We start from the raw sequence: 22423 nt of genomic DNA on the forward strand, positions 1-22423 counted from the left end.
CCGCGTACACTTGTCGGGCGGTCTGTATACGCAGATCGACTTCGCGCGTCCGCGCATCGGTGCCGACCCGTTTCTCCGGGTTGCGCCGGAAATGGCCGTCGGCCGGTCCCGAAAGGGTTCGACGGGCATGTGGACGCCAGGGCGGGGATCGGAAGATCTCCCGCGGCAACCGACACGAAAGAGAGACAACAGCCATGGCTGTCGTAACAATGAAGCAGCTGCTGGACAGCGGCGCCCACTTCGGTCACCAGACCCGTCGCTGGAACCCGAAGATGAAGCGGTTCATCTTCACCGACCGCAACGGCATCTACATCATCGACCTGCAGCAGACCCTGACGTACATCGACAAGGCGTACGAGTTCGTCAAGGAGACTGTCGCCCACGGTGGAACGGTCCTGTTCGTCGGCACCAAGAAGCAGGCTCAGGAGTCCATCGCCGAAGAGGCCACCCGCGTGGGCATGCCCTACGTGAACCAGCGCTGGCTCGGCGGCATGCTGACCAACTTCTCGACGGTCCACAAGCGCCTGCAGCGCCTGAAGGAGCTCGAGTCGATGGAGCAGACCGGCGGCTTCGAGGGACGCACCAAGAAGGAAATCCTCATGCTCACGCGTGAGAAGAACAAGCTGGAGCGCACCCTCGGCGGCATCCGCGACATGGCGAAGGTTCCGTCGGCGATCTGGGTCGTCGACACCAACAAGGAGCACATCGCCGTCGGTGAGGCCCGCAAGCTGAACATCCCGGTCATCGCGATCCTCGACACCAACTGCGATCCGGACCTCGTCGACTACCCGATCCCGGGTAACGACGACGCGATCCGTTCCGCGGCGCTGCTGACCAAGGTCGTCGCCTCCGCCGTCGCCGAGGGCCTGCAGGCCCGCGCCGGCAAGAGCAGCGACGCCGAGGCGAAGCCCGAGGCCGGTGCCGAGCCGCTCGCCGAGTGGGAGCAGGAACTGCTCGCGCAGGCCACCCCGGCCGCCGACGCCGAAGCACCCGCAGCGGACGCAGCCCCCGAGGCCTGATTCGTTGCCCGGCCCCGACCGCGCGATCGAGAGATCATGGTCGGGGCCGTCGCTTCGCAGTCCGAGTCCGTTCGTGCACCGGGCTGCAACCAGAGACTTTTTCCACCACAGACACAGGAGGCTCGCTTCCATGGCGAACTACACCGCCGCCGACGTCAAGCGTCTCCGTGAGCTCACCGGCTCCGGAATGCTGGACTGCAAGAATGCTCTCGCCGACAACGACGGCGACTTCGACAAGGCCGTCGAGCAGCTGCGCATCAAGGGCGCCAAGGATGTGGGTAAGCGTGCAGAGCGCTCCACCGCCGAGGGCCTCGTCGTCGCCAAGGACGGCGTGCTGGTCGAGCTGAACTCCGAGACCGACTTCGTCGCGAAGAACGACGAGTTCAAGGCGCTCGCCGAGAAGGTCGTCGCCGCTGCCGCACAGGCCCGCCCGGCCGACGTCGATGCGCTCAAGGCGGTCGAGGTCGACGGCAAGACCGTCGATGCCCTCGTCCAGGAGCTGTCCGCGAAGATCGGCGAGAAGCTCGAGCTGCGTCGCGTCGCTGCGTTCGACGGCCAGACCGCCGTCTACCTGCACAAGCGTGCATCCGACCTGCCGCCGTCGGTCGGCGTGCTCGTCGAGTACACCGGTGAGGGTGACGCCGCTGCCGAGGCCGCTCGCGCCGCTGCCATGCAGATCGCTGCACTGAAGGCCAAATACGTCACTCGTGACGAGGTTCCCGAGGACATCGTCGCCAACGAGCGTCGTATCGCCGAGGAGACCGCCAAGGCCGAGGGTAAGCCGGAGCAGGCCCTGCCGAAGATCGTCGAAGGCCGGGTCAACGGCTACTTCAAGGACGTCGTTCTCCTCGAGCAGGCGTCCGTGACGGACTCGAAGAAGACCGTCAAGGCCATCCTCGACGAGGCCGGTGCGAACGTCGTCCGCTTCGTGCGTTTCGAGGTCGGCGCCAGCTAGTTCTTCCACTTCTCGACCCCGCCGGTTCGTGATCGGCGGGGTCGAGGTGTGTCGGGCCACGCCGCCTCGCGGCCCGGAGGCACCCGCGTACGGTGCGTGGTGACAGGTGTGGCGTGTCGATTCCGCCCGGTCTCGGTTCCTTCGGGCGGATGAGGCAGGATGATAAGGGCCGATTCATGCGCAACCAGAGGAGAGTCATGTCCGACCACGCCCACGATCGGCCCGGATTCCGCCGGGTACTGCTCAAGCTCGGCGGCGAGATGTTCGGCGGCGGCAAGGTCGGACTCGACCCGGATGTGGTGACGACGGTAGCCGAGCAGATCGCGGAGGTCGTGCGCGGTGGCGCCGAGGTCGCAGTCGTTATCGGTGGGGGCAACTTCTTCCGCGGCGCAGAACTCCAGCAGCGCGGTCTCGAACGGGCCCGTTCGGACTACATGGGCATGCTCGGCACCGTGATGAATTCTCTTGCACTGCAAGATTTCCTGGAGAAGCAGGGGATCGATACCCGTGTGCAGACCGCGATCACGATGGGGCAGGTGGCCGAACCCTATCTGCCCCTGCGTGCACGTCGGCACCTCGAGAAGGGACGCGTGGTCATCTTCGGCGCCGGCATGGGTATGCCGTACTTCTCCACCGACACCACTGCGGCGCAGCGCGCCCTCGAGATCGGGGCCGAAGTCGTGCTCATGGCGAAGGCCGTGGACGGCGTGTACTCCGACGACCCGCGCACCAACCCGGATGCAGTGTTGTTCGAGGAGATCACCCACCGAGAGGTGATCGAAAAGGGCCTCAAGGTCGCCGACGCGACCGCCTTCAGCCTGTGCATGGACAACGCCATGCCGATCATGGTCTTCAATCTGCTGACCAAGGGCAATATCGCTCGAGCCATCGCCGGTGAGAAGATCGGAACACTCGTACGGTCATGAACGGACAACGGAACATGGAGGAACTGCCGTGATCGATGAAGCCCTCTTCGAAGCCGAAGAGAAGATGGAAAAGGCCGTCACGGTGGCCCGGGACGATCTGGGTGGCATTCGGACCGGTCGTGCGAACCCGGGCATGTTCAACCGGATCGTGGTCGACTACTACGGTTCCCCTACCCCGATCACTCAGATCGCCAGCATCAACGTTCCCGAAGCGCGCATGGTCATCGTCAAGCCCTACGAGGCCTCGCAGCTGAACGCGATCGAGACCGCGATCCGCAATTCCGATCTCGGGGTCAACCCCACCAACGACGGCAACATCATCCGCATCTCGGTCCCGCAGCTGACCGAGGAGCGTCGCCGTGAACTCGTCAAGCAGGCCAAGGCCAAGGGCGAGGACGCCAAGGTGGCGGTGCGTAACGTGCGTCGCAAGGCGATGGAAGAACTCGGCCGCATCCAGAAGGACGGCGAGGCAGGCGAGGACGACGTGAACCGCGCCGAGAAGGAGCTCGACAAGACGACTGCGAAGTATGTCGGTCAGATCGACGAGTTGATCAAGCACAAGGAAGCCGAACTGATGGAGGTCTGACAGTGGGTCGAGCCGACGGGTCCCCCGACCCGCAGCTTCCACTCGGCACCGGAACCGATTCCGATGCCACCCCTGTAGACCCGGCACCGGTGGCCGATACAGTGTCGGCGCCGGTGAAGGCACCGTCGCGCGCGGGACGCGATCTTCCGGCCGCCTTCGCGGTCGGCGGCAGCCTCGGTGCGCTCGTCATCGGGATCCTGCTGTTCGCCCCGACGGCGTGGCTGGCGGTCGTCGCGGCCGCGATCGGTATCGCAACCTGGGAAGTCACCAAGCGACTGCGCGAAGCCGACGTGCTCGTCCCCAGAGTGCCGCTGCTGGCCGGCGGCCAGGCGATCATCTGGCTCGGGTGGCCCTACGGAACGACGGGTGTGCTCGGTGCCTTCGCGGGCACCGTCGTGTCGACCATGTTGTGGCGCCTGTTCGACCACGGTCTCGCCGCGCAGCCGCGCAACTATCTGCGCGACACCGCGGTTGCGGTCTTTGTCGCCGCCTGGTTGCCGCTGCTCGCCTCCTTCGCGACCCTCATGGTTCTCGAGGATCAGGGCGCGCAGCGCGTGTTCTGCCTGATGCTCGTGTGTGTGGCGTCGGACATCGGCGGTTATGCGGCCGGTGTGCTGTTCGGCAAGCACCCGATGGTGCCGGCGATCAGCCCGAAGAAGTCCTGGGAAGGATTCGGCGGGTCGCTCGTGGCGTGCGTCGCAGCAGGGATTCTCACGGTCACCTTGCTGCTCGAGGGTCCATGGTGGGTCGGTGTGCTGCTCGGCTCGGTGCTCGTACTCACGGCTACGGCGGGCGACCTGATCGAATCGCAGGTCAAACGGGATCTCGGAATCAAGGACATGGGCACGCTGCTGCCCGGGCACGGCGGCATCATGGATCGGCTCGACTCGATCCTGCCGTCCGCCTTCGTCACCTGGTTGATCCTGACCGTCTTCGTGTAGTCACGGGATGTTGCGCACATCGATGTGGCGGGCGGGCAACCGGGAAGCGGACCGCGGTGTCATCGCCAGCCCCAACATCTGGCACTGGCCGGAGGTGTACGAAGAGGAGAATCGCGCCCAGGACCCTCGCGGCGCCGTGTATGCGGCGCTGCGGGAGAGCGCGGACTGGACCGCATCCGACGTCGTCGACGTCGGAAGCGGTTCCGGTTTCCACCTCCCGATGTTCGCGTCCGACGCGCGGACGGTGACCGGGATAGAACCTCATCCGCCACTGGTCGCGGCGGCGCGCACCCGCGTGCGGCATCTCCCGGGCGTAACCGTGGCGGAGGGCTCGGCCGCGGCAATGCCGATCCCCGACGCCTCCGTGGACCTGGTGCACGCCCGCACGGCCTACTTCTTCGGCCCCGGCTGCGGGCCGGGAATCCTCGAGGCGATGCGTGTGCTGCGTCCCGGGGGCACACTGGCCGTCATCGATCTCGACGCCACGGCCCATCCCTACGGCACGTGGATGCGCGCCGACCTGCCGCATTACGATCCGGCGTCCGTCGAGACGTTCTTCGAGGCCCAGGGTTTCGAACTGCGCCGGATCGACACACTGTGGGAGTTCCCGGACCGTGCGACGCTCCAGCGCGTGCTCGGGATCGAGTTCGGGCCGCGCATAGCGGCGCGAGCGCTCCGCGAGACACCCGGCACCACGCTGACCGTCCGTTACCGCCTGCACATACGCCGCAGGCCCGCCGGTCTCGAACTCGGGTGAGCCGGGACCGGATCAGCGAGATCGGCCGATACCGAACATCCTCGCGAGTTCGGTGATTCTTTTCGCCTTCGCGAGGTTGGGCAGGTCGCTGCCGTCGCGCACGTTCCGGCCGTCCGCCCCCACGCGATCGATCACGCCTTCCGCCCAGTCCATTTCCGCGCTGTTCGGAGCCATGGCGGTGTTCGCATACGACGCGCGTTCGGCGGTCATGCACAACTTGCCGGTCATACCCATCGACCGGGTCAGCTCGGCCTCACGTGTCAGCACGTCGGGGTCGTCGCTGAGGGTGGGACCGTCGATCGGCCCCGGCAGCCGCGCCGCGCGGCTCGTGATCACCAGCCGGGACCTGGCGTACGCCAGCGCGATCCGAGCGTCGCTCATGCCGGTATCGCGTCGGAAGTCGCCGCTTCCGAAGACCAGGCGGAACGTTCCTTCGGCTCGGGCGATCTCGGGGACGGCCTCGAGCCCGGTTGCGGATTCGATCAACACGAGGATGCGCGTGCCGGAAGCAAGCGCGTCTGCGGTGGCTTCGACCTGATTGCCGCTCTCGGCCTTTGCGAGCATGACACCTCTCAGACCCGGGACGACCGAGAGCGAGGCGAGATCGTCGGCCCAGAACGGAGTTGTCGCGTCGTTGATGCGCACCCAGGCATGTCCGCCCCCGCACAACCACTCGACGACGTCATTGCGTGCCGCAGGTTTGATTCCAGCGGGCACCGCGTCCTCGAGATCGAGCACCACCGCATCGGCGGGGGAGTGAGCGGCAGCGTCGAAGAGGTCGGGAGAGTGGCCCGGGACGAGCAGCCATGAACGCGCGACTTCGGGTGCGACGGACCGGTCATGTGGTCCATGCTCCTCGCATTCCCGCCGCCGGATGTCCGCGATCCGCCTCGGGCCGGCGGGGCGAGCATCACAGCCACGCCCGGACCGCTCGGTCCCGAACCATGGGACAATGGGTGATTATGGCTTCTTCTCTGCCCCTCGTCTTCGATGCACCCAAGCGCGGGCTGCCTCCGCGTCATCTTGCCGACCTCGACGCCGACCAGCGCCGGGAGGCGGTGCGCGAACTGGGGCTTCCCGCCTTCCGTGCAGACCAGCTCGCCCGGCAGTACTACGGGCGGCTCGAAGCGGATCCCGCGAAGATGACCGATCTGCCCGCTTCGGTCCGTGAGAAGGTCGGCGAGGCGTTGTTCCCCTCACTGCTCACCGCGGTCAAGCACATCGCGTGCGACGGAGGAGAGACACGCAAGACGCTGTGGCGCGCCCACGACGGCACGCTGCTCGAAAGCGTACTGATGCGGTATCCCGACCGCGCCACACTCTGTATCTCCAGTCAGGCCGGCTGTGGCATGGCCTGCCCGTTCTGCGCGACCGGTCAGGGAGGACTCGATCGCAACCTGAGCACGGCCGAGATCGTCGACCAGGTCCGGTCGGCAGCAGCGGATCTGCGGGACGGGGAGGTCGCAGGCGGACCGGGACGTCTGTCGAACGTCGTGTTCATGGGTATGGGGGAGCCGCTCGCCAACTACAAGCGGGTGGTTGCAGCGGTCCGGCGCATCACGTCGCCGGCGCCCGAAGGCCTCGGTCTGTCCCAGCGTTCGGTGACGGTGTCCACGGTCGGACTGGCGCCGGCCATCCGGCGCCTCGCCGACGAAGGGCTCAGCGTCACCCTCGCAGTGTCGCTGCATACCCCGGACGACGAACTGCGCGACACCCTGGTTCCGGTGAACAACCGGTGGTCGGTCGCCGAAGTGCTCGAAGCGGCACGCTACTACGCCGACAAGACCGGTCGTCGCGTCTCGATCGAGTACGCCCTCATCCGCGACGTCAACGACCAGCCGTGGCGCGCCGACATGCTCGGCAAGAAGCTGCACAAGGCACTCGGATCCCTCGTGCACGTGAACCTGATCCCGCTCAATCCGACGCCGGGTAGTGAATGGGATGCCAGCCCCAAGGACGTCGAGCGTGAGTTTGTGCGCCGCGTGCAGGCTCAGGGCGTGTCGTGCACCGTGCGCGACACGCGGGGTCAGGAGATCGCCGCAGCCTGCGGTCAGCTCGCCGCAGAGAACTGAGGGGGCTCGACGCCGAGAGGACTATGCGTCTGCGGGTTCCGCGCCGACGGTGCCGAAATAGGCACTTTCGAGACGATCGCGGTCGGCGGCGAGTTCGCGGGCATCTCCCTGCAGTAGCACCTTTCCCCGGCCGAGAACGAGAGCTCGGTCGGACACCGCGAGTGCGAGGTCGACGTGCTGTTCGACGAGGAGGACGGCGATGCCCTCCTCCTGGGCGAGTTCTCGGAGCGAGGGCAGGATCCGGTCGACCACCATCGGCGCCAGCCCCAGGCTCATCTCGTCCACCATGAGAAGACGGGGTGATGCCAACAGCGCGACGGCGATCGCCAGCATCTGCTGCTCTCCTCCGGAGAGAAGCCCGACCGCACGAGACCGGAGACCGGCGAGCGCGGGGAAGCGGTCCAGCACGGCCTTCTCACGTTCGTGGTCGGGTTTCCGGCATGCCAGGCGCAGATGTTCGCGCACGGTCATGGAGGGGAAGAGTCCACGATCGTCGGGAACGAGTCTGACTCCCCGGCGGGCGACGGAATGCGGTGCGCGGTGATCGACCGATGCGCCCAGCGCGCGGATGGTCCCGGACATCGGCGGCAGCAGTCCTGCGAACGCGAGCAGCGTCGTGGTTTTCCCTGCTCCGTTGGCTCCGAGGACGGATACGACCTCCCCGGCTGCCACGGACAGATCGAGGCCTTCGATCACGGGGATACCGTTGTATCCGCACGACAGGTTCTCGACCTCGAGCACGATCTCAGACATCGATGGGCTCCATGGGGGTTCCGAGATAGGCGGCCACCACCGCAGGATCCGTCCGAGCCTCCGACGGGGTTCCCGAGAAGATGATCTTGCCGAACTCGACTACGTACAGGCGGGTGCACACGCTCAGGATCAACGACATGTCGTGGTCGATGAGCAGGATTCCTCTGCCGCTGTCGGCTACCGCACGGATGCGGTCGGCGAACGCGGTGCTCTCCCGGGTGTCGAGCCCGGCGGCGGGTTCGTCGAGCAGGAGTACCGAGCAGGTGCCGGCCAGCGCGCGGGCCACACCGACAAGCTTCTGTTGGCCGAGGGTGAGGTCGCGTGCGAGCATCGCCCCGAGACCGGCGAGCCCGACCGCCTCGAGAGTGGTGTCCACGATCGTGTCGACGTCCGTCGAGTGTCGCCCGAACAGATCGCCGAGGACGGCCCGGAGACCGCCGGGCCGCAGCGAGACCGTGACGTTCTGTCGCACGGTGAGATTCGGGAACAGTTCGCCCGACTGCCAGGTGCGTGACAAGCCTGCGCGGCGCCGGCGGTGCGGGGGCATGCCGGTGAGGCTTTCACCGTCGAGCAGCACGTCACCCTCCGCCGGCGTGAACCCGGTAACGGCGTCGACGAAAGTCGTCTTACCCGCTCCATTCGGACCGATCAGCCCGACGATCTCGCCGGGCTCCACCGTCAGGGAGATCGCCTCGTTCGCGACGACGCCTCCGTACCGGACGGTGAGCCGCCGGGTTTCGAGGCCCGTCCCTGCGGGTGCAGAGGCATCGGCCGGCGTGTGCGTTTCATCGGGCATCGGTCACTGCCGCCTTCCGAGTCGTGTCGTTCACGGTCGACGGGGGTTCGTCGCTCACTGGTCCCCGGGAGACGGATGCGGCTCGTCGTGCGCGGATCGAATCTGCGAGACGACCTGCCTCACCGGCTATTCCGACAGGGTTGACGATGGCCGTGAGGATCAGGGCGAGCCCGGAGATCAGCGGATAGTAGTCGCCGAGGTCGAACGCGTTGTGCAGCACGATGTACACGATTCCGAGAGGCCCGATGACGCCTGCGATCGCCGCCCCGGTGAATGAGGTGATCCCGCCCAGATACGCCACGGCCAGCACTTGCAGCCCGACGAACACGGTGAACGACTCGGCGGAGAGCTGGCCCGCGCTGTATCCGATGAGACACCCGGCGACACCCGCGATGAACGCCGACACCCCGAACCCGATCAACTTGGTACGACGGACGTCGATGCCGGCCGCTGCGGCGGCTCGTTCATTGGCGCGCACCGCCAGGAAGGTACGTCCCGTATCGCCCGAAGCGAGCCGGACGAACGCCCATACGACGATCGCGGCCACGGCGAGCACCGTGAGTGAGAACGCCAGGCGTGCGATGTCGCTGCCCTCGCGTACTCCGAGGTTCAGGCCGAACAGGCTCGGGCTCGCGATCGGATTACCCGAAGGTGGTGTGAGACTGTAGTTGTCGAACACGAAACGTTCGATGGCCAGAGCCGCGGCGATGGTGACGATCGCGAGCTGCGCGCCGCGAATACGGAAGGCCGGCAATGCCACAACCATGCCCAGAAGGGCGGCGACGAGCGCGCAGAACAGCAACGACAGCGGAAACGGCATCGACCACTCGGTGGTCACCTTCGAAAGTGTGAAACCGGCGGCGCCCGCGAATGCCGCCTGCGCCAGCGAGATCTGTCCGAGATAGCCCGTGATCACCACGTACGACAAGGCCAGCAGCATCAGGATGATCGAGTAGGTCACGCCGAATCGATAGGTGCCGGAGGTGAGAACCAGAGCGGCGGCGGTGCCGGCAACCAGAAGCGCGGCGGGGACCGGACGGAATCGGGGAATCTGCACGTCGGGAAGCTTCACCGTCTGCAGCGACCCGCGGGACGGCAATCGTCCGCCGAAGACGAACAGGATCACGATGATGACGAGGAACGGCGCCACCTGATCGACACCGGACTGCGCCCACACCGGCCACCAGCTTTCGCCGGTGAGCAGATTGAGCACCGATTGGAACGAGCCGAGTGCGAGCGCCGCCACCACGATCGTTGCCACCGACGTCATGCGGGCGACGAGCAGTACTGCCAGTGCGGGAACCACGAGCAACGAATAGTTCAGGGGGCTCAACCCGGTCAGGCCGGCGCCGAGTACGACTCCCGCGGTGCTGACGACCGTGGCCATCACCATCGCGACCGCAGCGAGCCGGTCCGCGGAGAATCCCATGAGCGTCGCGCCGCGCTCGTTCTCCGCTGCGGCACGAGTCGCCGCGCCGAGCCGAGTGAAGCGGAAGTACCCCCAGATCAGAGCCGAGAGCACGAGCATGATTGCGGCCATGAAGATTTCGGCCGACGATACCGATGTCCCGAGCAACTGCAGCGTCCCTGCCGGTACGACCGACTCGATCGGAATACTGTTCGGCCCGAATCGCAGCACCACCAGCGCCTGGATCGTCAGCATCAACGCCACCGAGACGACGACCTGCGCCAGGGCAGGCGCGCGGCGGATGGGGCGGAAGACGAGGTAATGGGTGACCACACCCAACAGGCCCGCAGTCAGCATTCCGATCGACAACGCGACCGGGACGGACGGCCTGCTCTCGAATGCGAAGCTCCCGACAGGCAGGACGAGGGTGCCGTCCCTGCGTAGTTGCGCGAAGACGTATGCGCCCCACATCGCCATTGCGCCCTGTGCGAAGTTGATGATGCCGGTGGATCGGTATACGAGGAGCAAACCGTTCGCCAGGCCGATGTACACCGCGCCGAGGCCGAACCCCAGCACGACGAATTGCAGGTAGGTGCTCATGGTGTGTCCCTGCCCGTCAGGACGCGGGCATCAACGACGGGTCGAGGTCCATGTACCCGGCCTCGTCGACAGGCTGCAGAGTGCCGTCCTCCTGCACCTCGAAGAAGATGGCCTGCGCATTGCAGGTAGTCGCGATTCCGGGCCATTGCTGTCCGTCGCACGTGGCGTTCGGTCCGGCGAAGGTCGGGAAGTCCCTGAGCGAGGAGAAGGCATCGATGACCGATTCCGACGTCACGTCGTCGGATCCGTTCTCCGACAATATTTTTGCGATATTCACCAGAGCTGCGAATGTGTACAGCGACCGTGACGACGCCTGGTCTCCGTAACCGACCGCGTCCATTGCCTGCTCGAACTCTTCGAGCTGCCGGCGAACTTCCTCCGGTGCAGCCTCTTTCGCCAGTGGCACCCACAGTCTCGGCTGGGTGACGATCCCGGCCGCGTCCGCGCCCATCTCGTCGATGAACTGGGAGCACGAGCCCGCGAGGATCGAATTGTCGTAACCCTGTCGGCGGAGGGCCTGGAACAGCCCGGTGCAGGCATCCTCGGGGAGGGCGATAACTCCTGCGATGTCGGGATCGTCGGCCAGCTGGGTCGCGGCGACGACATTGAGGTTCGCCCCGGAGGCCGGCGGGTACTGGACGCTGACATCGATGCCCATCTGCTCCGCGATCGGCAGGATCAGGTCGTCGACGTACGCATGAGAGGTGGGGGACTCGTTCACCGCCAGCGACGCCTTGGTCTTGCCCATCGTGTCGAGGACCGACATGCTGCTCAGCGCTGCGAACGACACAGGTCCGGTGAAGTAGAACGCCTTACCGTACTCAGCGCTGTCGGCGACGAACGAGCCCGCGAGTGTGCCGATGATCGGAATGTTCGCCTCAGCCAGGATCGGCACGGCCGCACCCATCGACTGGTCGACCGCGTCGATGACGAGGGGCACCTTCTTCGACACGAATCCGTTCGCGCAGTTGATCGCGGTTTCCGGACTTCCGTCGCCGCCACAGACGTCGACCTCCACGGGACGTCCGGCGATACCTCCGAGGACCTCGTTGATGTAGTAGGCGCCGGCCTCGAGTCCGTAGGCGGTCTGCGGATAGGCGGTCGCACCCTTGATCGGTGCCTGCGCGCCGATGACGATCGGTGCGCCCGTCGCGCGGGTACCCGACAAGTCGTTCTCCGACCCGGAGCTACAGGCGGTGAGCGCGAGGGCAGCAACTGCCCCCAGAACACCGACGTACGGCTTCTTCATAGGATGCTCACTTTCTCGAGGTCGGATTGCCGGCGGACGAGTCGGACCGCACGGGCAGATGGGGGAGCAGTTCTTCTTCGGGTTCCACCCCGAACGAACGCAGCGCCATGCCGAGCATCGCGTAGGCGCCGACGGTGAACACCAGGTCCATCAGCTGCCAGTCGTCGAGTTCGCCCGCGAGAATCTGCCAGGTGGCGTCGGCGATCATCCCGTCGTCGAGCAGTTCGTCGACAGAGGAGAGAACGGCGCGTTCGGTTGCGCTCCACTCCGGCGAGTGCGGGGCGTCGGAGATCCGCGCGAGCTCATCATCGGTGATCCCGAACTTGCGGGCGAGGATCACGTGTTGGGCCCACTCGTAGTCGGATCGGCGAATCGCGGCGACACGCAGTACCAGCAGTTCCCGAAGGCGTCCCGACAACGAGGTGCCCCGCAGAAGGTGCGTGTTGAAGCCGAGGAAAGCTCTGGCCAGCGTTGGATACCGGGCGAGCGTGCCGAGCAGATTCGAACCCGATGCGCGTTCCTTCTCGGGGCCGCCGCTGGCGACCCCGGAGCGGAAACCCTCGAAGAACTCGGTCATTTCCGGTGTGCGCTCGGTCTCGGGAACGGGTGGTAGCCGGGTGGTCATCGAATTCCTTCGCAGCTCGTGGGGAGGGGGCGGCAATCCGGTCTCAGGTGTTGCGGCCACCGTTGACGCCGATGACCTGCCCGGTGATGTAACCGGCCTCGTCGCTGACCAGGAATGCACAGGTCGCGGCAATATCTTCGGGGCGGCCGATTCGTCCGACCGGTGTCTTCGCGGTCTGCTGGTCGAGATCGACGAATCCCTTCTCGACGGTTCGGCGCAGCATCGGGGTGTCGATGAAGCCGGGCGGGATGGTGTTCACCGTGACACCGTGCTTGCCGAATTCCAGTGCGAGCACCTTGGTGAGTCCGACGACCCCCGATTTGGCCGAGACGTAACCGGCCAAGCCCGCCGAACCGCTGTGCACGCTCGACGAGGAGATGTTCACGATCCGCCCCCATCCCTCGTCGAGCATGTCCGGCAGGACCGCCTGACAGCAGTCGAATGTTCCGGTGAGGTTGACGGCCAACGATTTCTGCCACAGCTCGGGCGTGATGTCGAGGAAGGGCGAGTCGAGCGACAGGCCGGCATTGTTCACCAGCACGGTCGGACGACCCAGCCGGGAACGCACCTCGGCGACCCCCGCATCGATCGCCGAACGGTCGGTGACGTCGACCTGGACGCCGAGGGCTTTCCCTCCGCTCTCTTCGATGGTGGCGGCCGTGGCGGCTGCCGCATCGCTGTCGAGATCGAAGATCGCCACCATGTTTCCGTCGGAAGCGAGCCGCAGACCGATCGCCCGGCCGATGCCGGAGCCTCCGCCTGTCACGATCGCAATGCGGTCGCTCATTTGATCGGCTCCCGCCCGGCGATGGTCGAGCGGTGCATCACACGCGGCTGCGACCGGTCGAAGGGACAGGCTCGGTGCAGCAGGCCGTGGTTGTCCCAGACGACCAGATCACCGACCGACCAGACGTGCCGATACACCCGATCCGGGGTGGTGGCACGCTGCTCGAGATCCTCGAGCAGGGCTCGGCCCTCGTCGAAGTCCATCCCGACGATGTGCGACGCGAACGCCCCTATGACCAGTGACCGGCGTCCCGAATCGTGTTCCCAGACGAGAGGGTGCTCCCGTGGCGTGCGCGAAGCCCACTCGTCCAGTTGCGCCTGCGTCGGATTCGGATACGACCGCCGCTGGATGGCTTCGAAGGTGTAGATGGCGTGGAGATCGGCGAAGCGCTCCTTCTCGTCGTCGGAGAGTGCGTCGTAGGCCGCGTACGTGCTGGCGAACTCGGTTTCACCACCCTCGCCCGGGATCACACGGGCGCTGAGCATCGACGCTTTCGAGGCGACGTCGTCGGTCAGGCCGTCGATATGCCAGAAGACGTTGGCGGCGAGGTACTCCGCATTGCCGTTGGCAGGGTCGAAACTGATCTCCATGACTTCCTCCGCGGCCGGAGGTAGATGGGGGAATTTCCGTAAGGGTCCGAGTTTGCGACCGAACTCGACTTGCGCGGCGTCGTCGGCGTGCAACTCCCGGAACAGCAGCACGCCGTACTGCTCGAGTGCTTCGAGACAAGCTCCGGGCAGATCCTCGTCGTGGAGCAGACGATCGACGTCGACGCCGAGAATTTCGGCCCCGACATTCTCGCTCAGCGCTTCTATCGTGAGTGTGGGCATCTATCATTCCTCGCTCGTGATCACGGGTACGCGGACAGGTACCGCTGTCGAAAACGAATCCTTGTATCAGGCAGGTGTGTTCGACTGCCGGATGTTCGTCAAGGGGCGGGTGTAGGAAGGGTCGCTCGTACTGCGGGAGGGAGCACCGTTGTCGTAGACGTCGGGGACGTCGGCGAACGGGAGTTCCATCGACGGGACCATTCCCGACCACTCGATCACGTTGGTACGAAGGGCGATACGCCACTGGCCGTCGCGGCGCTCGAGTCGGTCGATGTAGCGACCGCCGGCAATCCAGTTGCTGTCATCGATGTTTCGGGCGGCGAACAGGTAATAGGTCTCGGTGTGCGCGGTGTCGCCGTCGATGTCGCACGTGTGGTTGAGCAGATTGTGGTGGGTTGCCTTCTGTCCACGGGCGTGCATGTCGGTGGACCAGTCGTACAGGTCCACCGGGCCGCCGACGAAGCTGCCTGCGGCAATCGTCGCGTCGGGGTGGAAGGCGGAAAGGAAGAGGTCGCGGTCGAAACGATCCATCGCCCGGCTGAACCGCGTGAGCGTATCGAGAATGTCCTGGCGGTCGAGGACCGTCTCGAGCCTGGCGATCCTGTCTGCGGAAAGTCCTGTCACCGGCGTGGTCATGGTGCACTCCGTTGCATTCGGGGGGAGGAGGGGACCGGGTCGATCGGCGACCAGATCGGTTCGCCGCGTGTCGCTCGCAGAGACGGAATCGTTCTGCCGTCGATGTCGTCGATTCCGTAGTGCTGCGCGAGTTCGGCAGTGATGAAGGTGCCACCGGACCGCGCCATCAGAGCCGGATCGGTCGCCAGAGCCGCGATGACCCGACCGGGAAACTCCGGTGAGCACCCGTTTTCCGGGCGTGTGGCCGAACCCGTCGTCAATCCGGGGATGTCGGCAAGATTGCGTTCTGCGCGTTCGGTGAAGGTCAGGCCCTGCCAGAGCGAGACCGAGGCCACGTTGTGGGGTTGCAGTTCGACCGCCATGTCGCGTGCCATGCGGTCCACCGCGGACTTGGCGGTTCCGAAGACGACGCCGTAGGTGTAGGCCACGCCGGTATAGCCGGATACCGCCACGATGAGCCCGGACCGTCGGGAAACCATCAGTTCGGCGGCGTGCCGGGCGGCCACGAAGTTCGATCGCACCCCCACATCCACCATCTCCCAGTTCGACAACGGCTTCTCCCAGAAGGGATCGGGGTCCGTCAGATCGTCGGGTATGGAGAACGCGTTGTTGACCAGGATGTCGAGACGCCCCTGCTCGTCGCCGACGCGCTCGAAGAGGTAGGCGACCTGCTCGTCGTCGGCGTGGTCCACCTGGACGGCGATGCCCTGGCCTCCACGGCGATCACACTCGGCCGCGGTTTCTCCGATGGTGCCCGGGAGTGGGTGCGTGCCGGGCGTCTTCGTACGACCGCTGACGTAGACGGTGGCTCCCTGTTCCGCCAGTGCCAGGGCGATACCTTTGCCTATACCGCGGCTGGCGCCGGTGACGACGGCGATCCTGCCCGACAACGCACCCATTCGAACTCCTTCCTGCCGAAGCGGGTTACTTCCGTGCGGCCAGGTCACCGGCGGCGAAGAACGTTTCGCTGTGGTCTCCGACGGCCTTGCCCGTGAACCGGCCGTCGCGAAACGGCGTGCCCATGACGCCCTGCGACCAGTCGACCGAGACGCCGTCGTCGCGGAACCAGTCGTAGAGCATCGTGCGTTCCGCGATCCGCCACTGCCCGTCGCGCGCCTCGAATCGATCGAGGTACCGGCCACCGAGGACGGTGTCGCATTCCTCGGTGCCCGTGTCGACGCGGTGGTAGGCGACGACATGCGTTTCGGCGAGCAACGCATTACCTGCCGGTTCGATGTGGGTCTGACCGAGCAGATGCTGTGTCACCAGAACGGCGGGTGAACCCGGGACGACCCAAGCGAAGTACTCGTCGAACGACCCCGCGAAGATGCCGAAATCCACGGTCGCGTCCGGCCAGAAGGCGGCGCGGACGGCCCCACCGTCCCGGCGGTCCTCGCCGCGTGCGAGTTCGACTATGCGCGCACGGACCTTATGATGTGCGAGAAGCACGTCGAGGTCGGGATCTTCGCTCATTCGGTGCCGTCTTCGGGTGCGTAACCGAGTACGGCCTTGATCTCGAGATAATCGTGGAAGCCGAATTCGCCCCATTCACGCCCGTTCCCGCTCTTCTTGTAGCCACCGAACGGTGCGCCGAAATCGAATGCACCGTTGATGGCGATGCTGCCTGCGCGGATTCGGCGCGCGATGCTGCGGGCCTGCTCGAGGTCGGCACCGGCCACGAACGCGGCGAGACCGTAGTCGGTGTCGTTGGCGATCTCGATCGCGTGATCGGTGCTGTCGTAGCCGAGGATCGTGAGCACGGGTCCGAAGATCTCTTCACGCGCGATCGTCATGTCGTTCTTGACGTCGGCGAAGACGGTGGGCCGCACGAAGTAGCCCACCGTCAGTCCGTCGGGGCGCCCGACACCGCCGCCGACGAGGGTGGCGCCCTCGTCGATTCCTGTCTGGATGAGTGTCTGGATCTTGTCGAACTGTGCCTCGGATACCACTGGGCCGACCGCGAAATCGCCCCCGGGGTCACCCACGGTGATCTGCGACAGCGTCTGCGCCGCGACGTCGATGGCTTCCGCCATGCGCTCGCTGGGAACGAGCATGCGCGACCCGGCGCTGCAGGTCTGGCCGGAGTTGACCATCATGGTGGCGACGCCCGCACCGACGTTCGCGGCGAAGTCGGCGTCGTCGAGCACGATGTTCGGGCCCTTGCCGCCGAGTTCCTGCGTCACCCGCTTGACGCCCGGCGCGGCCGCAGTGGCAATATCGACGCCCGCCCGCGTCGACCCGGTGAAGGACACCATGTCGATACCGGGATGGCCGGAGATGGCCCGGCCGACGCCGGCACCGTCACCCTGGACGAGGTTGAACACCCCCGCGGGGACACCGGCCGCATGCAGGATCTCCGCGAAGACCTGCCCGCTGAAGGGTGACTGCTCCGACGGTTTGAGCACCATGGTGCAGCCGGTGGCCAAGGCGGGGAAGACCTTCACCGCGATCTGATTGATCGGCCAGTTCCACGGCGTGATCAGGCCGCAGACACCGATCGGTTCCTTCACGATCAGGGTGCCGCCACGCTGTTCCTCGAACGTGAAGTGCTCGAGCACGTCGATCGCGGTGGTGAGGTGCCCGAGCCCCAGGTTCACCTGGAAGCCACCCGCAAGTGCCTTCGGAGCGCCCATCTCCTCGGTCAGCGCCGCCGCGAGATCGCCCATCCGCTGCTGGTAGACGTCGAGCACGTTGCGGAGCACACCCAGTCGCTCGTCGCGGCTCGTCGCGGACCAACCGGGAAAGGCGCGACGGGCGGCTTCGACCGCTCGGTCGACGTCTGCGGCGGAGCCGAGAGCGACCCGCCCGGCGACCTCTTCGGTGGCCGGATTGACGACCTCGAAGGTCTGCGACTGTGCAGGATCGGTCCACTGCCCGTCGATATAGAATTTCGGATACTCACGCATGTCTGCCCGATTCTCTCGTGTTCTTCGCCCCGGATATCACTGTCGGAATCCGGAAAAGCGCTGTCACTGCTGGCCTTCGGCGTACCAGGTACGGAACTCGTCGTAGCTCGGCATCTCCTCCGAATTGGCCTTGGGGTCGACCGCCACGTGGATGACTCCCGGCTTTCCGCTCGCGTAAGCGCGCTTGATCGCGGGGGCGATGTCTTCGTCGCGTTCGACGTACTCGCCGTAGCACCCGAAACCTTCGGCGACCTTGTCGAAGCGGGTTTCCTTGCTCCAATGCACACCGGTTTCCAGCGATCCGTGACCGTAGGTGCGTTTGTAGACACCGACCTCCAGGCCCCACGCGTAGTCGACCGCGACGACACAGACCAGGGGGAGGCCGAGGCGCGCAGCCGTTTCCAACTCGGCGATGTGGAACTGGAACGACGAATCACCGGTGATGAGCATCATCGGCCGTTTGCCTCCGGTCGCGACCCCCGCGCCGACGGCGTAGGGGAGACCGGTGCCGAGATGGCCGAAGTTCTGGTTCCACATAACGTCGTGCGGCTTCGCCTGTGAGTACGTCCAGCCGAAGATGGTCGTGGCACCGCCGTCGCGGACCATGATGCCGTCTTCCGGGAATGCCTTGGTCGCCTCGACGATCAGGCGGGCCGGGTGCACGGGGGACATTCCGGACGGTGCCGTCTCCGCGAGCTCCGCCAACTGATCGGCGTCCTGCTTGATCCAGCCCTCGAGCTCCGGCGACGGGGTGCGCGGGGAGTCCTTCAGCGCGTCGACGAGCTGGGGCACGATCGCCCGCAGGTCACCTACCAGCGGAACATCGATCGGGCGGTTCACTCCGATGGCCGAAGGGTCCTGCTCGACGAGGATCCAGTTCCGGTTCGCTTCGTTGGCCACCCAGTGCCGTCCACGCCCGAAGTGGACGGGCTCACCGAGTTCGGTGCCGATCGCCAGGCACAGGTCGGACTTGACGACCGCGTCGATCGCGGCGGCCGAGAAGCCGTACGGGAAGGTCCGGTCTTCGAGCCCGTCGATGTAGGACGTGCCGCCCGAGGTCTGGATGACCGGGCATGCCATCAGGTCGGCCAGCGCTTTCACGGAGGCGCCCGCGCGGGAGGTGTGGACGCCGTGACCGACGAGGAGAATGGGCTGCTTTGCGGCAGTGATCAATTCGGAAGCCTTGGCGACGAGGTCAGCGCCGGCGGTCTGGCCGACGAGGCGGTAGGCCTCGGGCGGGAGAACAGGAGGAACGTCGAGTTCTTCCTGGATGACGTGCTGGGGGTACTCGATGTACACGGGTCCGGGGGTGCCCGAGAGTGCCTTGCGCAAGCCTTCGCGGATGATCTCGTCCGTTTGCTCCGCGTACTCGATGCTGGCGCTGTACTTGACGGAGTTTTCGACCAGCGCCATCTGCTGCACGAACTGGATGCGTCCGCGCCGGACGCGCTGCTCGGTGATCCGGGCGCGCTGCCCGCCCAGGAAGATCACCGGAGAGTTCTCGACCTTGGCGCACATGATGGCACCTGCGAGGTTTGCGAGTCCCGGCCCGAGGGTGCCGATGCACAGTGCGGCCTTGCCCGTCATGCGGGATACGGCTTCGGCCATGAAGCCCGCAGACTCTTCGTGGTGCGGCGCAACGACGTTCCAGCCACGTTCCTCCGCGAGGTGGAACAGGTGGACGAAGTTCGGATCGGGAATTCCGAACAGGGTGTTGATGCCCTCTGCTTCGAAGAGATCCAAGATGCGCTCGTAAACCTTAACCGACATGCGTGCTGCCCTCTCTGGCTATCGCAAAGCTCTTGGTGATGTGGTCGACGTGGCCGGAGACAGCCGGGAGGATCCACGGATCGCTGGTGTCCCGGATGACGTCGATGTTGTCGGCAACGTCGCTGATCGACCAGGACGGCCGGTACACGCCGGGGGTTTCGGCGACGAAAACCTTCGCTACCCGGCCGGCGATCGCGGCGAACATCTCGCCGGTCACCGAGCACGACTCGTGGGCGAGCCAGCCGACCACCGGCGCAGCGAGTTCCGGTCCCATCGGGGGATACGCAGAGGTGTCGAGACCATCGGCCAGCCTCGTCAGAGCTGCCGGGATGATGACGTTGGACCGCACCCCGTGGTCCGCACCTTCGATCGCGGCCACATTGGACAGGCCGATCATCCCGGCTTTCGACGCGGCGTAGTTGGCGACCCTCGCGTTGCCGTAGATGCCGCCGATCGACGAGGTCAGTACGATCCGTCCGTATCCGGCTTCACACATGAGGGGAAATGCCGGACGCACGACGTGAAAGGCCCCACGCAGATGGACATCGAGCACGGCGTCGAAATCGTCGTACGACATCTGCGACAACGGCGCATAGCGATTGTTTCCGGCGTTGTGGACGAGGATGTCGATGCGTCCGTAGTTGTCCAGTGCCGTCTGGACGATTGCCCGGCCGCCTTCGGCGGTCGCGACGGACTCGATGCAGGCGACAGCTTCGCCGCCGGCAGCCCGGATCTCGCGGACCACTTCCTCTGCCGGTCCTGAATCCACGTTCTCGCCGTCGATGGCGGCGCCCGGGTCGTCGACGACGACCTTGGCGCCTCGGGAGGCGAGCAGGAGCGCGTAGTCGCGCCCCAATCCCCTGCCGGCGCCGGTGATCACGGCGACGCGACCGTCGAATCGCAGGTCAGACATCGGACACTCCTCGTGCCGTCGCGATGTGAGGATAGGGTGCGTGTGTCACTTCTCGAGCACCAGCCCCTCCAGTTGTCCTGTACTGCGCCAGTTTTCGAGGAGTTCGGTGAGTTCGTAGAATCCGCCCCAGAAGGGATCGCCGAGGAACGAGCGACCGTTCGGCTCCCCTTCGCTGTTGTAGTAACCGGGGGTGCATTCCGTCGTGAAGGTGCTGTTGTCCACCGAGTACATCCGGATCGTCCGGACCCAGTTCTCCTCGGCCTCGGCGGTGGGCTCGACCAGGGTGGCTCCACGAGCCTGCGCTTCCTTGATGATGTAGGCGATGTGGTCGGCCTGCTGTTCGAACATCAGGGTCGTCGATGCGGTGACACCCCCCTGCACGAAGCCGGTGGCGAAGTGGTTCGGGAATCCGTGCGCCATGATGCCGTGCAGAGTGCGGAATCCCTTACCCCAGTGGTCGTAGAGGGAGCTTCCTTCGCGGCCGGCGAACGGCGTGATATCGAACTGGCGCTCGAGCGCGGTGGTGATCTCGAATCCGCTGGCGAACACGATGCAGTCGAACTCGTGCTCTACACCGTCGACGATGATGCCCCGCTCGGTAATGCGTTCGACGCCTTTGGTCGCCGAGACGTCGACCAGGGTGACGTTGGGGCGGTTGAAGGTCGGCAGGTATTCGTCGTTGAACACCGGGCGCTTGCACATGTTGCGGTAGTACGGCTTCAGTTTCTCTGCCGTCTCGGGATCTTCGACGATCTCGTCCACCCGGCGACGGAGGCGTTCCATCGCCCGGTAATCCTCGATCTCCTTCAGTTCCATGAACTTCGCCGGATCCGCCAACGCTGCCCAGCCGTCGGTTTCGTTGAGCTTGGCGGCCATGTTGCGGGCGACCTCGGTCCATCCGTCACAGATGAGGTCGGGCTCGCCCGGGTTGTAGAAGGCGAAAGCGGCATTGTGGAAGTTTCGTTGCCGCGCCGCCCGCCAGCCCGGTTCGAGGCTTTCCACCCATTCGGGGTCCGTGGGGAAGTTGGCCCGTTCGAAGATGTAGGAGGGGGTCCGCTGAAAGACGGTCAGGTGTTTCGCGCCGCGCGCCAGGTGCGGGATCACCTGAACGCCGCTCGAGCCCGTGCCGATGATGGCGACCCTCTTGTCGGCGAGTTTGTCGAGCCCGCCGTGCAGGTCGCCACCGGTGTAGTCGTAATCCCAGCGGGCGGTGTGGAAGGTGTGCCCCTTGAAATCGGTGATGCCGGGAATGCCCGGAAGTTTCGGGCGGTTGTAGGGCCCCTGCGCCATGACGACGAAGCGAGCGCGGATCTCGTCGCCCCGATTCGTGCGGATCTGCCAGCGGTTGATCTCCTCGTCCCATTCGAGAGAGCGGATCAATGTGTGGAAGATCGCGTTGTCGTACAAGCCGAAGTGCTTACCGATGCGCTGGGCGTGTTCGAAGCATTCGTCTCCCTTCGAGTACTTCTCCTTCGGCATGTAGCCGGTTTCCTCGAGGAGGGGGAGATAGCAGTATGCATCCGAATCGATCTGGATGCCGGGGTAGCGGTTCCAGTACCAGACGCCCCCGAAGTCACCGCCGAGTTCCACGATCCGAAAGTCGGTGACACCTGCCTGCTGGAGTCGATGTGCGGCGATGAGACCGCAGAAGCCACCGCCGAGGATCACCACTTCCATGTCGTCGTCGATCGGTTCCCGCGGTACTACCGGCATGTGCGGGTCGCCCTCGTAGAACTCCGAGAACTCGTGGTCGGCTTCGAGGTACTGTTTCTGGCCCTCGGGGCGGAGTCGCTTGTCGCGTTCCGCGAGGTACTTGTCTCTGAGAGTGGGGATGTCGACGTCGGGCGTCTGGGTGGGGGCACAGTTCTGCATGCGAAGGTCCTCGGCTAGGGGC

General features: G+C 65.7%; 22 protein-coding genes. 7 read left to right on the forward strand and 15 right to left on the reverse strand.

The genetic code is table 11. The features are described from left to right. The first annotated feature begins 194 nt into the window (after nt 1-194). The 6 genes from rpsB (at nt 195) to ABZ789_RS00600 (ending at nt 5184) form a co-directional block, all read left to right on the forward strand. Entirely contained in the window at nt 195-1019 is an 825-nt protein-coding gene (gene rpsB, locus ABZ789_RS00575; RefSeq protein ID WP_358417396.1) for a 30S ribosomal protein S2, read from the forward strand. 130 nt (nt 1020-1149) lie between these two features. Then, nucleotides 1150-1974 (forward strand): translation elongation factor Ts, encoded by an 825-nt coding sequence (tsf, locus tag ABZ789_RS00580; protein WP_358417399.1) that lies wholly within the window; start codon nt 1150-1152, stop codon nt 1972-1974. A gap of 197 nt (nt 1975-2171) precedes the next feature. After that, nucleotides 2172-2900 (forward strand): UMP kinase, encoded by a 729-nt coding sequence (gene pyrH / locus ABZ789_RS00585; protein ID WP_358417402.1) that lies wholly within the window; start codon nt 2172-2174, stop codon nt 2898-2900. 28 nt (nt 2901-2928) lie between these two features. Next, nucleotides 2929-3486, forward strand: coding sequence for a ribosome recycling factor (gene frr / locus ABZ789_RS00590; RefSeq protein ID WP_358417404.1), 558 nt, complete (start codon nt 2929-2931; stop codon nt 3484-3486). Nucleotides 3487-3488: 2 nt separating this feature from the next. Continuing rightward, nucleotides 3489-4427: a phosphatidate cytidylyltransferase gene (locus ABZ789_RS00595; RefSeq protein ID WP_358417407.1), complete on the forward strand. Its 939-nt coding sequence runs from the start codon at nt 3489-3491 to the stop codon at nt 4425-4427. 7 nt (nt 4428-4434) lie between these two features. Then, complete coding sequence (locus tag ABZ789_RS00600) at nt 4435-5184, forward strand: class I SAM-dependent methyltransferase (RefSeq protein WP_358417410.1); 750 nt, start codon at nt 4435-4437, stop codon at nt 5182-5184. Between the two features lie 12 nt (nt 5185-5196). Here the strand turns inward: ABZ789_RS00600 and ABZ789_RS00605 are convergent, their stop codons facing one another. Then, nucleotides 5197-6060, reverse strand: coding sequence for a CoA ester lyase (locus ABZ789_RS00605; RefSeq protein WP_358418184.1), 864 nt, complete (start codon nt 6058-6060; stop codon nt 5197-5199). Between the two features lie 86 nt (nt 6061-6146). Between ABZ789_RS00605 and rlmN the strand changes: the two genes are divergently transcribed. Further along, nucleotides 6147-7256: a 23S rRNA (adenine(2503)-C(2))-methyltransferase RlmN gene (gene rlmN / locus ABZ789_RS00610; protein WP_358417413.1), complete on the forward strand. Its 1110-nt coding sequence runs from the start codon at nt 6147-6149 to the stop codon at nt 7254-7256. A gap of 21 nt (nt 7257-7277) precedes the next feature. Here the strand turns inward: rlmN and ABZ789_RS00615 are convergent, their stop codons facing one another. The 14 genes from ABZ789_RS00615 to ABZ789_RS00680 all read right to left on the reverse strand — a co-directional run bounded on the left by ABZ789_RS00615 (nt 7278) and on the right by ABZ789_RS00680 (nt 22401). Then, a complete protein-coding gene (locus ABZ789_RS00615) occupies nt 7278-8009 on the reverse strand; it encodes an ABC transporter ATP-binding protein (RefSeq protein WP_358417415.1) in 732 nt (243 codons plus the stop codon). Next, entirely contained in the window at nt 8002-8805 is an 804-nt protein-coding gene (locus tag ABZ789_RS00620; RefSeq protein WP_358417418.1) for an ABC transporter ATP-binding protein, read from the reverse strand. The genes ABZ789_RS00615 and ABZ789_RS00620 overlap by 8 nt, the downstream gene beginning before the upstream one ends. Further along, complete coding sequence (locus ABZ789_RS00625; protein WP_358417421.1) at nt 8795-10813, reverse strand: ABC transporter permease; 2019 nt, start codon at nt 10811-10813, stop codon at nt 8795-8797. The genes ABZ789_RS00620 and ABZ789_RS00625 overlap by 11 nt, the downstream gene beginning before the upstream one ends. A 16-nt stretch (nt 10814-10829) precedes the next feature. Continuing rightward, nucleotides 10830-12062: an ABC transporter substrate-binding protein gene (locus tag ABZ789_RS00630; RefSeq protein ID WP_358417423.1), complete on the reverse strand. Its 1233-nt coding sequence runs from the start codon at nt 12060-12062 to the stop codon at nt 10830-10832. 7 nt (nt 12063-12069) lie between these two features. Then, nucleotides 12070-12687, reverse strand: a complete 618-nt coding sequence (locus ABZ789_RS00635; protein ID WP_358417426.1) for a carboxymuconolactone decarboxylase family protein — start codon at nt 12685-12687, stop codon at nt 12070-12072. A gap of 43 nt (nt 12688-12730) precedes the next feature. After that, on the reverse strand, nt 12731-13474 hold the full coding sequence (fabG, locus tag ABZ789_RS00640) for a 3-oxoacyl-ACP reductase FabG (protein WP_358417429.1): 744 nt from the start codon (nt 13472-13474) through the stop codon (nt 12731-12733). After that, nucleotides 13471-14304 (reverse strand): TauD/TfdA family dioxygenase, encoded by an 834-nt coding sequence (locus ABZ789_RS00645; RefSeq protein WP_358417431.1) that lies wholly within the window; start codon nt 14302-14304, stop codon nt 13471-13473. Before ABZ789_RS00645 ends, fabG begins: the two co-directional genes overlap by 4 nt. Nucleotides 14305-14370: 66 nt before the next feature. After that, complete coding sequence (locus tag ABZ789_RS00650; protein ID WP_358417434.1) at nt 14371-14940, reverse strand: nuclear transport factor 2 family protein; 570 nt, start codon at nt 14938-14940, stop codon at nt 14371-14373. Further along, nucleotides 14937-15839 carry an SDR family NAD(P)-dependent oxidoreductase gene (locus ABZ789_RS00655; protein ID WP_358417437.1) on the reverse strand — a complete coding sequence of 301 codons (903 nt, stop codon included), beginning with the start codon at nt 15837-15839 and terminating at the stop codon, nt 14937-14939. Before ABZ789_RS00655 ends, ABZ789_RS00650 begins: the two co-directional genes overlap by 4 nt. 25 nt (nt 15840-15864) lie before the next feature. Next, nucleotides 15865-16413 carry a nuclear transport factor 2 family protein gene (locus ABZ789_RS00660; protein WP_358417440.1) on the reverse strand — a complete coding sequence of 183 codons (549 nt, stop codon included), beginning with the start codon at nt 16411-16413 and terminating at the stop codon, nt 15865-15867. Next, entirely contained in the window at nt 16410-17846 is a 1437-nt protein-coding gene (locus ABZ789_RS00665) for an aldehyde dehydrogenase family protein (protein WP_358417443.1), read from the reverse strand. Before ABZ789_RS00665 ends, ABZ789_RS00660 begins: the two co-directional genes overlap by 4 nt. Before the next feature lie 63 nt (nt 17847-17909). Continuing rightward, on the reverse strand, nt 17910-19616 hold the full coding sequence (locus ABZ789_RS00670; RefSeq protein WP_358417446.1) for a thiamine pyrophosphate-binding protein: 1707 nt from the start codon (nt 19614-19616) through the stop codon (nt 17910-17912). Then, complete coding sequence (locus tag ABZ789_RS00675; protein WP_358417449.1) at nt 19606-20529, reverse strand: SDR family NAD(P)-dependent oxidoreductase; 924 nt, start codon at nt 20527-20529, stop codon at nt 19606-19608. Before ABZ789_RS00675 ends, ABZ789_RS00670 begins: the two co-directional genes overlap by 11 nt. A 45-nt stretch (nt 20530-20574) precedes the next feature. After that, nucleotides 20575-22401, reverse strand: a complete 1827-nt coding sequence (locus ABZ789_RS00680; protein WP_358417452.1) for an NAD(P)/FAD-dependent oxidoreductase — start codon at nt 22399-22401, stop codon at nt 20575-20577. Between the last annotated feature and the right edge of the window lie 22 nt (nt 22402-22423).

This window comes from Rhodococcus sp. NPDC047139, assembly GCF_040643435.1.
GTDB lineage: Bacteria > Actinomycetota > Actinomycetes > Mycobacteriales > Mycobacteriaceae > Rhodococcus.